The organism is Acidimangrovimonas sediminis (assembly GCF_002871005.1).
Classification (GTDB): Bacteria; Pseudomonadota; Alphaproteobacteria; order Rhodobacterales; family Rhodobacteraceae; genus Acidimangrovimonas; species Acidimangrovimonas sediminis.
Window position 1 is genome coordinate 155,857 of record NZ_PHSN01000008.1, and the last position, 12,197, is coordinate 168,053.

The window sequence follows — 12,197 nt, forward strand, 5'->3', positions numbered from 1 at the left end:
CGGTGCCGGGCCGTTTCGCCCGGCGCCGCGACATCAGGAGATGCGTGACCATGCTCTATTGCGATACCTATCTTCAGCCCGCGACCCTGTTGGAGGCGCTCCGGATGCTGCAGGCCGCCCCCGAGGGCAGCCGCATCGTCGCCGGCGCGACCGACCTTCTGCCCTGGGCGCGCGAGGGCCGCGGCGGCGACGTCCGCGTGCCGCAGCTGATCGACGTGACCCGGGTCGAGGGCTTTGCCGGCTGGCGCCGCGAGGGCGACAGGGTGCGGCTCAATGCCGGGACGGTCTATCAGGAGTTTCTCGAGGATGACGGCCTCGTGCGGCTACTGCCGAACATGCCCCACTGCGCGGCGTGGTTCGCCGACGACCAGATCCGGCGGCAGGCCACGCTGATCGGCAACATTGTCAACGCCTCGCCCGCGGGCGATGGCTTCCCCCCGGTGCTGACCCTGAATGCCGAGATAGAGCTTGCCCGCCTCGAGGGCGACCGGGTCGCGACCCGGACCGTCAGCGTGGAGGAGTTCGTCACCGGCCCGGGCCGCACGCTGATGCAGCCCGGAGAGATCGCCACCGCCGTCACCTGCGACGCGATGGAGGGCTACGGCGGCTCGTTCCAGAAGGTCGGGCTGCGCCGGTCGCTGGTGATCTCGGCCGTGTGCTGCGCTGCGCTGGTGAAGACAGACGCCAGCGGCAGGGTTTTCGAGGACGTGCGGCTGGCCCTTGGCGGGGTCGGCCCGCGCCCCGTCCGCCTGCGCGACATCGAGGAAATGCTGCGCGGGCGCGAGATGACGCCGGAGCTGGTCGCCGAGGCCAGCATCCTGCCCGCCCGCCACGTCGCCTCGCGGAGCCGCGTCGAATACCGCCGCGCCGTGGTGCAGGGCTTCGTCGAGGCCGCGATCGAGGAGGCGCTGGTCGCCCTCGGCGCACCCCGGACCCATGCGACAGAAAGGGAGGCCGTCCATGCCTGACACCCTCACACCCCCGACCATCACGCCGGTCCAGCTGGATCTGACCGTCAACGGCCGGCGCCAGCGCGTTCAGGCCGATCCGGGGGCGCGCCTGCTCGACGTGCTGCGCGACCAGATGATGCTGACCGGCACCAAGGAAGGCTGCGGCGCCGGCGAATGCGGCACCTGTTCGGTCTTCGTCGACGGCAAGCTGATCAAGTCCTGCCTGATGCCCGCCGCCAAGGCGCAGGGCGTCGCGATCGAGACGGTCGAGGGGCTTGCCGGGATGGGCGACCTGACCCCGGTGCAGAAGGCGTTCCACAAGACCGGGGCCAGCCAGTGCGGCTATTGCATCCCGGGCATGGTGATGGCTGCCACCGCGGCACTGCGCGACAACCCGGCTGCAGACATCGAGGAGATCAAGGAGCGCATGGGCGGCAACATCTGCCGCTGCACCGGCTATTCCAAGATCTTCGAGGCGGTGGAGATCGCCCGCGACGTGATCGCCGGGCGCTTGCCCGACACCGCGCTCGACCCCGAGGCGGTGGGGAACAGCTTCATCGGCCACAACACGCGGCGGATGGATGCGCCGTCGAAGGTTTCCGGCCGGCTACAATATGCGGGCGACATGGTGATGCCGGGCATGCTGCACCTTCAGGTGCTCCGCTCGCCCCATGCCCATGCGACGATCGTGTCGATCGACACCTCCGAGGCCGAGGCCTGCCCGGGCGTCCATTGCGTGCTCACCTGCGACGACGTGCCGGGGAAGGACGGCTTCGGCGTCTTCGTCCACGACCAGCCGGTGATGGCGCGCGGCAAGGTGCGCCACGTGGGTGAGGCGGTCGCGGCCGTCGCCGCCGACAGCGTGCGCGCGGCGCGCGAGGCGATGGCACTGATCCGGGTGGAGTATGAGGCGCTTCCGGGTCTCTTCGATCCGGAGGACGCGCTGAAGCCCGGCGCGCCGGTGATCCATGATTACGCGGCCGACAACGTGGTCAAGCACATCCCCGTCCGCAAGGGCGACCCCGACCGGGGCTTTGCCGCTGCCGACCTTATCCTCGAGGACAGTTTTTCCACCCAGCAGGTGGAACACGCCTATCTCGAGCCCGAGGCGGGGATCGCCTATGTCGACCCCGACGACGTGGTGGTGGTGATCTCGCCCAGCCAGAACATCACCCACCACCGCCACATGCTGTCGCATATCATCGCGAAGCCCATCAACAAGGTGCGGTTCATCATGTCGCCCGTGGGCGGCGGCTTCGGCGGCAAGGAGGACATGATCTACCAGGGCATGCTAGCGCTGGCGGCGATGAAGACGGGCCGCCCGGTGAAGCTGGTCTTCACCCGCGAGGAAAGCTTTGCCGCCTCGGCCAAGCGCCACCCCTCGCGTACGAGGTATCGCATGGGTCTCACGAAGGACGGCCGCATCACGGCGATCGAGTTCGAGATGCTCTCGGACGGGGGCGCCTACGGCATGTCGTCGGAGGGGGTGATGCGCAAGGCCGCGATCCTGTCCTGCGGGCCTTACGAGATCGAAAATCTCAAGGTCGACACCCGGGTGGTCTATACCAACAACACGCCGTCCGGCGCGTTCCGCACCTTCGGGGGCATGCAGGCGCAGTTCGCGACCGAAAGCATGATGGACATGGCGGCGGAGCGGCTGGGCATGGACCCGTTCGAGATCCGGCGGGTGAACATGATGCGCGCCGGCTCGCGCACCCACACGCAGCAGACCCTGACCTCGGCGGCGATCGACCGCGTGCTGGACGCGGCCGAGGCCGCCAGCCGCTGGGAGGCGGGCGTGCCGAATGGCCGGGGTGCCACCCGCGGCGATCTGGACGGGCCGGGCACGCGCAAGCCCTGCACCCTGGGCGCGCGCTTCCGGGCCGGGGGCGCGGGGATGGTTCCGACCGTGAAGGAGACGTCATGAAACGCAAGCTGAGAGGACGCGGCGTCGCCGCCTCGTGGTACGGCATCGCGCGGACGGCGACCATCGACCGGGCCGGCGCCTGGGCCGAGATCGACGACGGCGGCACCGCCAAGGTGGTGACCGGCGTGACCGAGATCGGGGAGGGTATCCTGACGGTGCTGGCGCAGGTTGCGGCGGAGGAGTTGGGCGTGCGCCCCGAGGACGTGACCGTGGGCGATAATGACACCGCGCGGTCGCCCGAGGCGGCCCATGCCGGCGCCACGCGCCAGACCTACATGATCGGCAACTCGGTGTCGCTTGCCTCGCGCGAGGCGCGGGGCAAGCTGTTCCACGAGATCGCGGACCACTGGGACGTGCCCGTCGACCAGCTTCGCGCCTTCAATGGCGAGATCTGGGTGGAGGCCACGAACAAGCGGATGTCGATGGCCGAGGCGGTTGCGATCTGCAAGGGGCGCGGCGTGGTGCCGGTGGGGGCGGCAAGCTTCACCGCGCATGGTACCGGGCTCGACCCCGTCGATGGCTCTGGCAGCCCTTGGCAGGCTTATGTCTTCGGCACCCAGGTCGCCGAGGTCGAGGTGGATACCGTCACCGGCGAAGTGCAGGTGCTGGGCATCTGGGCCGCGCACGACATCGGCCGGGTGATCAACCCGCGCGGGGTCGAGGGCCAGATCGAGGGCGGCGTGGTGCAGGGCCTGGGCCAGGCGCTGATGGAGGAATGGCAGACCGACAAGGGCCACCCGGTGACCCATGGTTTCGCCAAGTACATCCTTCCCACCGCACTGGACATCCCCGAGATCACCTCCGTCCTCGTCGAGGACCGCGATCCGAACTCGCCGCTGGGCGCCAAGGGGATCGGCGAGCCGGCGCTGGTGCCCACCGCACCCGCCATCATGAACGCGATCTACGACGCCATCGGCGTCAGGATGAAAAGCCTTCCGGCAACGCCCGAGAAGGTGCTGGCCGCGCTGGCCGCGAAGGAGGCCGCGCCCGCCTGACAGACGGGGCGCGGGCCGGGGGTGGAGGATCCCGGCCCGCGCCGCGCGAAGACCAAGCCCCGGGGGAGCGGGGTACGCACACAGGGAGGACCGAAATGACACCGAAAAGGACGATCCGGGCGCTGGTTGCCGCGGCGGGGCTGCTTGCGACCCCCCTCGTGGCACTGCCGGCGCTGGCGCAGTTTCCCGACAAGCCGGTCGAGATGACCGTGCTGTTCGGCGGCACCGCGAACTCCATCGCGCAGGTGCTGGCGACCGAGATGGGCAAGTCGCTGGGCAAGCCGGTGGTGCCGGTCAGCCGCCCAGGCGGCGGGGGCGCGGTAGGCTATTCCTATGTCGCCGATACCCGGCCCGACGGCTACAACATCGTCTGGAACTCGAATTCCATCAACACGGCCTATCACACCGGCAAGATCGCGTTCGACTACCAGAAGTTCGCGCCGATCGCGATGGTCTCCTCCGAGGTGCCGGCGCTGGCGGTGAAGGCGGGGCGGGGCTGGGCATCGCTCGACGACCTGAAGGCCGCGGTCGAGAAGATGCCCGGCAAGCTCAAGGTCGGGATCTCGGGCAAGGGATCGTTCACGCAGCTGGTCTCGGCCGCGCTGTTTGACGCGATGGGGATCGGCGACAAGATCGCCTACATCTCCTATGGCGACGGCAAGGCGCCGGTCGAACTCATGGCCGGGCGGATCGATGCCGCGGTGCAATGGCCGGGGCAGTACAAGTCCTATGTCGATTCCGGGCAGCTCGACGTTCTGGCGGTGACCGGCAAGAAGCGCGTGGCGCTGCTGCCCGAGGCCAAGACCGCGATCGAGCAGGGCTATGACGTGGACATCACCATGTGGCGCGGGCTGGCCGCCCCCAAGGGCACCCCGCCCGAGGTGGTCAAGGCGCTGCAGGAGGCCGCGCAGAAGGCGACCGAGGATCCCGCCTTCGAGAAGGCCGCGAAGACCCTCGGTTTCGAGATCAGCTACGAGGACAGCGCCGCCTTCGGCAAGGAGATCGCCAAGGACGACGCCTTCTACGCCAAGCTGCTCGGCCACCTTGGTCTGAAGCAGCAGTAACCGCCCCTTCCGACAGCCGGCCCCCGGCGGGCCGGTCCCCAGCCCGACGGAGTTCAAGATGATGGAACATTCGCGCAAGGTGGACGTGGCGATCGGCACCGTGCTGGCATTGATCGGCCTCGCCTGGACACTGGAAGTCGTCCGGACCATCCCGGCCGGAACCGGGGGCGGCGACGTGGGGCCAAGGGCCTTTCCGCTGCTCTACGGCGTGCTTCTGATCGTGCTTTCGGCAGGCTGGGCCCTGTCGCGACTGCTGCTGACGGGGGAGGAGGCCGAGGCGCCGCCGCCGCGTCCCGCACAGCCCTCTTCCTCCGCTGCCGGCGCGACGGAGGAGGACGCCACGCCCGAGGCGGGCGATACACCGCGGGCCAGGGTCGTCGCGCTGGCGCTGACGCTGTTCGTCGTCCTGCTCTACGGCTGGCTGATGACGCGGGTGGGCTTCCTGACGGCGACCTTCGCGGTGGTGCTGTTCGCGGCGCTGGTGGTGCTGCGCGAACGCCGTCCTGTCGTCGTCGCCGGCATGGCGGTGGGGGTGACCGCCGCGACCTGGCTGATCTTCGAGGTGATCCTCGGCATTCCGCTGGCCACCGGCAGCTGGATCAATCTGGGCTGAACCATGGACCATTTCCTCACAGCATTGCAGATGGCGCTGACGCCCTACGCGATCGGCGCGGTGGGTCTGGGCACGATCATCGGGCTGATCTTCGGCTCGATCCCCGGCCTCACCTTCACCGTGGCGCTGGCGCTGGCGCTGCCCGTCACCTTCGGCATGGATACGGTGCCCGCCATCGCGCTGCTGCTCGGCACCTATATCGGCGGCATGACCGGGGGATCCGTCTCGGCCATCCTGCTGGGCATTCCCGGCACCCCCTCGGCTGCGGCCACGGTGCTGGATGGCTACCCGATGACCAAACAGGGCCGCGCCTCGATCGCATTGGGCACGGCGGTGATCGTGTCGACGGTGGGCGGGATCTTCTCGCTCATCGTGATGATCGTCTCGGTCAACCTCGTGAGCAAGGTGGCGATCGACTTCGGCCCGGCCGAGATCTTCGCCCTCGTCCTCTTCGGCATGTCGACGATCTGCGGCCTCTCGTCGGGGTCGCTGATGAAGGGGCTGATCGCCGGGGTGCTGGGCCTTCTGATCATGACGGTGGGCATCGACAAGATCGATGGCGACAACCGCATGACCTTCGGCTCCGTCAACCTGCTGCAGGGCGTCAACCTGCTGGTGGCGATGATCGGCCTCTTCGCGGTGCCCTTCATCATCGACACCTTCCTGCAGCACCGCCATGGCGGGCTTGAGGCGCCAGCGACCGGCAGCCTCAAGGCGAACCTGCCATCGTTCGGGCTGATGTGGCGCAACGCGTGGCTGATGGCGCGCTGTGCGGCGATCGGGACCGGCATCGGGGCCATTCCCGGCACCGGCGGGGCGATCGCGGCCTTTCTTGCGTATTCCCACGCGCGGCGCTTTTCGAAGACGCCCGAACGTTTTGGCCGCGGCGCCATCGAGGGGGTGATCGCCCCCGAGACCGCGAACAACGCGGTGACGGGCGGCACGCTGATCCCGCTGCTGTCGCTCGGCGTGCCGGGGGATCCGGCGACGGCGATCGTGCTGGCGGGGCTGATGATCCACGGCATCACGCCGGGCCCCGCGCTGTTCATGACATCCGAGACCACGGTCTACGCGATCTACATCGCCGTGGTCGTGGCCTATGTCTTCATCCTTGTGTTCCAGCTGCTGGGCATCCGGCTTTTCGTCTACGTGCTTAAGATCCCGCAGCAGCTTTTGGCAGTGATCATCCTCGTGCTGTGCGTCATCGGCGCCTACACGGTGCGCAACTCGGCCTTCGACGTCTATTCGATGGGGGTGATCGGGGTTCTTGCCTGGGGCCTCGTGCGGGCCGGCATCCCGATCACGCCGGTGATCCTCGGCATGGTGCTGGGGCCGACCATGGAAAGCGAATACCGGACCGCGATGCAGCTGTCCGGCGGCCATCTGAACATCTTCTACACCTCGCCCGTCGCGATGTTCTTCCTGGGACTGTCGGCGCTGGTCGTGCTGATGCAGGCGACCACCTCGCTGCGCGAGCGGGCTTCCAAACGACTGGAGAGCAAGAATGCTTGAACGCACCGCCGACAAGAGCCCCGCAGAGACCGCACCCGCCGCGACGACCGAGACGACCCGCCAGATCGCGGCCCGGGCAGCCCTCGTGGCAGGTCAGGGCATCGCGGGGCTGGGCAGCGGCACGCTGTCGGTCACGCTGAGCGAGGGGCTGGTGATCGGCCTGCTGGGGCAGGGGGTGAGAACCTGGTTCGCGATCTTCGGCCATGGCTCCACCGATCTGGGCGAGGTACTGCGCCTTTACGAGGAGGCAGGGGCCGTGACCGTCGTGAACTGCCGCAACGAGGTGGAGATGGCCCATGCCGCCACCGCCCATGCCTGGGTCTATGGCGAGACGCCGGCGGTCGTCACCTCGATCGGGCCGGGGGCATTGCAGGCGATGGCGGGGTCGCTGGCGGCGGCGTCGAACGGGGTCGGCGTCTACCACATCTACGGCGACGAGACGACGCGGGGCGAGGGCTACAACATGCAGCAGATCCCGAAACCCCGGCAGGGGCTGTTCGGCCAGATCACCGCGCTGATGGGGCAGAGCTACGTGCTGCACACGCCCGAAGCCCTGCGCGAATGCCTGCGCCGGGGCACCGCCTGCGTGCACCACCCCTACAAGGCCGGGCCGTTCTACATCCTCGCGCCGATCAACACCCAACCGCAACAGATGCGCCTGTCGCTCGACACGCTGCCCGGGCGGCTGGACCTGCCGGCGCTGTCGCCCGCGGGCGAGGCGGCCTTTGCCGAGGCTGCGGCGCGGATCGCGGCGGCCGAGCGCATCGCGATCAAGGCGGGCGGCGGGACGCGGGGCCATGCCGATGCGCTGCGCCGGCTGGTCGAGCATCTGCAGGCGCCGGCGGTGCTTTCGCCCGGCTCGACCGGGGTCCTGCCGGACGACCACCCTTTCAACATGCATGTCGGCGGTTCCAAGGGTTCGATCAGCGGGAATTACGCGATGGAGCACGCGGATCTGGCGATCTTCATTGGCAGCCGCGGGGTCTGTCAGGCGGATTGTTCGGGCACCGGCTGGCCCTCGGCGCGGGCGGTGATCAACATCAACGGCGATATCGACGACGTCAGCCACTACGCCCACACCTTGGCCCTGACCGGCGACATCGGCGCGGTGATCGACCGTCTGATCTCGGCCACGCCGCGGCGCAAGGCGGGCGCGTGGCAGGGCGATTGCGCCGAGGCCAAGGACCGCTGGAAGGCGCATTGGCGCGCCCGGGTCGAGCATCCGCCGGTCGAGGATGCCGTCTGGGGCCGCCCGGTGCTGACCCAGCCCGCGGCGATCCACCGGGTGGCGGATTTCGCCCGCCGCATCGGTGCGGTGAAGTTCTTCGACGCGGGCGATGTGCAGGCCAACGGCTTTCAGGTGGTGCGCGACGACGCCCCGAACCAGAGCGTGACCGAGACCGGCGCCTCCTATATGGGCTTCGCCACCTCGGCGCTCCTGGGCGCGGCGGGGGCGGAGAACCCGCGCTACGGCATCGCCTTCACCGGCGACGGCTCCTTCATGATGAACCCGCAGGTCCTGATCGATGCGGTCGAGCACGGGGTGAAGGGGATGATCGCGCTGTTCGACAACCGGCGGATGGCGGCGATCACCGGCTTGCAGCTGGCGCAATACGGGCGCGAGTTCCGCACCAACGACCGGGTCGCGGTGGATTACGTCCAGCTTGCCGACGCGATCGCCGGGGTGCGGGCGATCCACGGCGGCTTCGATGCCGAAACGCTGGACGCGGCACTGGAGGAGGCGCGCGCGCATGACGGGCTGAGCCTCGTTCACATCCCCGTCTACGGTAGCCATGAGGATTTTGCCGGGATGGGGGCCTACGGCAGCTGGAACGTCGGCAACTGGGTCGAGGCGGTCCAGGCCGACTACCTTCGCCAGAAGATCTGAGGGAACGCGACATGTACCAGGACATCAATCTTTTCATCGCCAACCAGTGGCGCGCCGCCTCGGACGGGGCGACGCGGCAGGTGACGGATCCCGCGACCGAGGCGGCGCTGGGTACGATCCCGGTGGCGACGGCCGAGGATCTGGACGCGGCGCTGGCGGCAGCCGCGCGCGGCTTCGAGGTCTGGCGCCGGACCGGCCCATGGGAACGCGGCGCCAAGCTGCGCCGGGTGGCCGAGATCATCCGCGCGCGCACCGATGACATCGCCCGCCTGATGACGCTGGAGACCGGCAAGCCACTGGCGGAATCGCGCGGCGAGGTGGGCGGTGCGGCGGACCAGTTCGAATGGTACGCCGAGGAGACCAAGCGGATCTACGGCCAGACCATCGAAAGCCGCGCGCCGGAAAGCCGGATGCAGGTGATCCTGCAGCCCGTGGGCGTGGTCGCGGCTTTCTCGGCCTGGAACTTCCCGGCGCTTCTGCCCGCGCGCAAGATCGCCGCGGCGCTGGGGGCGGGCTGTTCCGTGATCGTGAAACCCGCAGGCGAGACGCCGGCCTCCTGCGCCGCCCTCGTGGCCGCCTGCGCCGAGGCGGGCCTGCCCGAGGGGGTGGTGAACATGGTGACGGGGAATTCCTCGCTCATCGCGCGCCACCTGATCGCCTCCCCCGTCGTGCGCAAAGTGTCGCTGACCGGCTCCGTCCCTGTGGGCAAGGAAATCCTTCACCTGGCCGCCGACGGGGTGAAGAAGGTCTCGATGGAGCTGGGCGGCCACGGCCCGGTCATCGTCTTCGACGACGTCGACCCGGTCGCCGCGGCCGAGACCTGCGCCACGACGAAGTTCCGCAATTGCGGGCAGGTCTGCATCTCGCCCACCCGTTTCTACGTGCACGAAAGCCGCTACGAGGCTTTCGCCAACCGCTTCGCCGAGGTGGCGCGGGGCCTCAAGCTGGGCAACGGGCTGGAGGAGGGCGTGCAGATGGGCCCGATGGCCAATCGCCGCGGCATCGAGACGATCGAGCGCATGGTCGCCGATGCGGTCGACCGTGGTGCCGAGGTTCTGGCCGGCGGATCCCGTCCGCGGGACCTCAACGCGGGGTATTTCTTCGAGCCGACGGTGCTGGGCCATGTCCCCGACGAGGCGCTGGTGATGTCCGAGGAACCCTTCGGCCCGATCGCCCCGATCACCACCTTCCGCGACTACGACGAGGTGATCGCGCGGGCCAATGCGCTGCCCTTCGGCCTTGCCGGATATGTCTTTTCCAACGATCTTGGCCGGGCGACCCGGGCTTGGGAGGACCTCGAGGTCGGCATGGTCGGCGTGAACGAGATGCTTCTCGCCACTGCCGAGGCCCCTTTCGGCGGGATCAAGGAAAGCGGCACCGGCCGCGAGGGCGGGTCGTTCGGCATCCGCGATTACCTTGAACCCAAGTACGTCAAGATGAAGCTGGCCCCCACGGCCTGACAGGACAGACCCGATGACCCAAGATGACCCGCGCGGGCTTTCCCGCGGCCTGACCAATTACGGCGATCACGACTTTTCCGTCTACCTGCGCCGTTCCTTCGCCTCGTCGATGGGCTATTCGCAGGACATGCTGAAAAAGCCCATCGTCGGCATCGCCAACACCTATTCCGGTTTCAACAACTGCCACCGCCATTTCCCGGAGATGGTCGAGCACGTGAAGCGCGGGATCCTTCTGGGGGGCGGCCTGCCGATCGAGTTTCCGACGATCTCGCTGGGCGAGGTGTTCCTCTCGCCCACTTCGCTGAAGTTCCGCAACCTGATGGCCATGGACACCGAGGAGATGATCCGTGCCCAGCCGATGGACGCCGTGGTGCTGATGGGCGGCTGCGACAAGACGGTGCCCGCGCAGCTCATGGGGGCCGCCTCGGTCGACCTGCCGGCGGTGCAGCTGATCGGCGGGCCGATGATGACCTCGCGCCACGGCGAGGAACGGCTGGGCGCCTGCACCGACTGCCGCCGTTTCTGGGGCAAGTTTCGCGCCTCCGAGATCGACCGCGAGGAGATCGACGTGGTCGAGGGGCGGCTTGCCACCACCTCGGGCACCTGCGCGGTGATGGGCACGGCCTCGACCATGGCCTGCATCGCCGAGACTTTGGGTATGGCCCTGCCGGGTACGGCGGCGATTCCGGCGGTCCATGCCGACCGGCTGCGCGCGGCCGAGGCCTCGGGGCTGGCCGCGGCGCGGATGATCCACAATCCGATCCGGCCGAGCGAGGTGATTACCGGGCAATCGGTCGAGAATGCGCTGCGGGTGCTCTTGGCGATCGGCGGCTCGACCAACGCGATCATCCACCTGACCGCAGTGGCGGGGCGGCTGGGTATCGCGATCTCCCTCGAGCGGCTGAACGAACTTTCCGACACCACCCCGGTGCTGGTGAACCTCAAGCCCGTCGGCCAGAACTACATGGAGGATTTCTTCCACGGCGGCGGCGTGGGCGCCGTCCTGCGCGAGCTGAAGCCTCTTTTGCACCTCGACACGATCTCGGTCACGGGCGAGCGTCTGGGCGACCGGCTGGAGGTCGATCCGGGCTATGTCGATCGCCGGGTGATTGCCGCGGCGGACGCGCCGCTGGAGCCGGTGGGGGGGCTCATCGCGCTCTTCGGCAACCTCGCCCCGCGCGGCGCGATCCTGAAACGCTCCGCCGCCGACAAGACGCTGTTCGAGACGGAGGGGAGGGCGGTCGTCTTCTCCTCGCTCGAGGATCTCGCGGCGCGGGTCGACGACCCCGATCTGGACATTGCCGCCGACGACATCATGGTGTTGCAGAACGCGGGCCCCCGCTCTGCCTCGGGCATGCCCGAAGCGGGCTACCTGCCGATCCCCAAGAAACTTTCGTCGAAGGGGGTGAAGGACATGATCCGCATCTCCGACGCGCGGATGTCGGGCACGGCGTTCGGCACGATCATCCTCCATGTCGCCCCGGAGGCCGCGATCGGCGGGACGCTGGGCCTCGTGCGGACCGGCGACCGCATTCGTCTCTCCGTCGCCGAGAAACGGGTGGAGCTTCTGGTCGAGGAGGATGAACTTGCCCGGCGCCGGGCCGGGTGGACCTCCGACATCGTCCCGCCCGAGGAACGGCGCGGCTACGACCGGCTTTATGCGACCGAGGTGCTGCAGGCCGACGAGGGGTGCGACTTCGCCTTCCTCCAGCCGGTCAAGCCGGGAGGCACGTCGTGAAGATCGGAACACCGAAGGAGGTTTTGCCTGGGGAATCGCGTGTTGCGATG

Annotated in this window: 9 protein-coding genes; all 9 read left to right on the forward strand. The window is 68.7% G+C overall.

All coding sequences use genetic code 11. The annotated features are described in order from the left end of the window. The first annotated feature begins 50 nt into the window (after window positions 1-50). The 9 genes from CVV76_RS09775 to CVV76_RS09815 all read left to right on the forward strand — a co-directional run bounded on the left by CVV76_RS09775 (window position 51) and on the right by CVV76_RS09815 (window position 12,147). The gene (locus tag CVV76_RS09775) at window positions 51-968 is read left to right on the forward strand and encodes an FAD binding domain-containing protein (protein ID WP_102224453.1); all 918 of its coding nucleotides are present in this window, start codon (window positions 51-53) and stop codon (window positions 966-968) included. Further along, window positions 961-2,877 carry a molybdopterin-dependent oxidoreductase gene (locus CVV76_RS09780; protein WP_102224454.1) on the forward strand — a complete coding sequence of 639 codons (1,917 nt, stop codon included), beginning with the start codon at window positions 961-963 and terminating at the stop codon, window positions 2,875-2,877. The genes CVV76_RS09775 and CVV76_RS09780 overlap by 8 nt, the downstream gene beginning before the upstream one ends. Further along, entirely contained in the window at window positions 2,874-3,872 is a 999-nt protein-coding gene (locus tag CVV76_RS25595; protein ID WP_102224455.1) for a xanthine dehydrogenase family protein molybdopterin-binding subunit, read from the forward strand. Before CVV76_RS09780 ends, CVV76_RS25595 begins: the two co-directional genes overlap by 4 nt. A gap of 95 nt (window positions 3,873-3,967) precedes the next feature. Then, a complete protein-coding gene (locus CVV76_RS09790; RefSeq protein ID WP_102224456.1) occupies window positions 3,968-4,936 on the forward strand; it encodes a Bug family tripartite tricarboxylate transporter substrate binding protein in 969 nt (322 codons plus the stop codon). Between the two features lie 58 nt (window positions 4,937-4,994). Further along, window positions 4,995-5,549: a tripartite tricarboxylate transporter TctB family protein gene (locus CVV76_RS09795; protein ID WP_102224457.1), complete on the forward strand. Its 555-nt coding sequence runs from the start codon at window positions 4,995-4,997 to the stop codon at window positions 5,547-5,549. Between the two features lie 3 nt (window positions 5,550-5,552). Further along, a complete protein-coding gene (locus CVV76_RS09800) occupies window positions 5,553-7,061 on the forward strand; it encodes a tripartite tricarboxylate transporter permease (protein ID WP_102224458.1) in 1,509 nt (502 codons plus the stop codon). After that, window positions 7,054-8,949 carry a thiamine pyrophosphate-dependent enzyme gene (locus CVV76_RS09805; RefSeq protein WP_102224459.1) on the forward strand — a complete coding sequence of 632 codons (1,896 nt, stop codon included), beginning with the start codon at window positions 7,054-7,056 and terminating at the stop codon, window positions 8,947-8,949. The genes CVV76_RS09800 and CVV76_RS09805 overlap by 8 nt, the downstream gene beginning before the upstream one ends. An 11-nt stretch (window positions 8,950-8,960) precedes the next feature. Continuing rightward, on the forward strand, window positions 8,961-10,409 hold the full coding sequence (locus CVV76_RS09810; protein WP_102224460.1) for an NAD-dependent succinate-semialdehyde dehydrogenase: 1,449 nt from the start codon (window positions 8,961-8,963) through the stop codon (window positions 10,407-10,409). A 13-nt stretch (window positions 10,410-10,422) separates the two neighbouring features. Next, window positions 10,423-12,147, forward strand: a complete 1,725-nt coding sequence (locus CVV76_RS09815; RefSeq protein WP_102224461.1) for a dihydroxy-acid dehydratase — start codon at window positions 10,423-10,425, stop codon at window positions 12,145-12,147. The last annotated feature ends 50 nt before the right edge of the window (window positions 12,148-12,197 follow it).

Excerpts from the sequence above, each read along its gene's own strand:
- CVV76_RS09790 (WP_102224456.1), top strand. The coding sequence starts at position 3,968 with ATGACACCGAAAAGGACGATCCGGGCGCTGGTTGCCGCGGCGGGGCTG.
- CVV76_RS09795 (WP_102224457.1), top strand. The coding sequence starts at position 4,995 with ATGATGGAACATTCGCGCAAGGTGGACGTGGCGATCGGCACCGTGCTG.
- CVV76_RS09810 (WP_102224460.1), top strand. The coding sequence starts at position 8,961 with ATGTACCAGGACATCAATCTTTTCATCGCCAACCAGTGGCGCGCCGCC.
- CVV76_RS09780 (WP_102224454.1), top strand. The coding sequence starts at position 961 with ATGCCTGACACCCTCACACCCCCGACCATCACGCCGGTCCAGCTGGAT.
- CVV76_RS09805 (WP_102224459.1), top strand. The coding sequence starts at position 7,054 with ATGCTTGAACGCACCGCCGACAAGAGCCCCGCAGAGACCGCACCCGCC.
- CVV76_RS25595 (WP_102224455.1), top strand. The coding sequence starts at position 2,874 with ATGAAACGCAAGCTGAGAGGACGCGGCGTCGCCGCCTCGTGGTACGGC.
- CVV76_RS09815 (WP_102224461.1), top strand. The coding sequence starts at position 10,423 with ATGACCCAAGATGACCCGCGCGGGCTTTCCCGCGGCCTGACCAATTAC.
- CVV76_RS09800 (WP_102224458.1), top strand. The coding sequence starts at position 5,553 with ATGGACCATTTCCTCACAGCATTGCAGATGGCGCTGACGCCCTACGCG.
- CVV76_RS09775 (WP_102224453.1), top strand. The coding sequence starts at position 51 with ATGCTCTATTGCGATACCTATCTTCAGCCCGCGACCCTGTTGGAGGCG.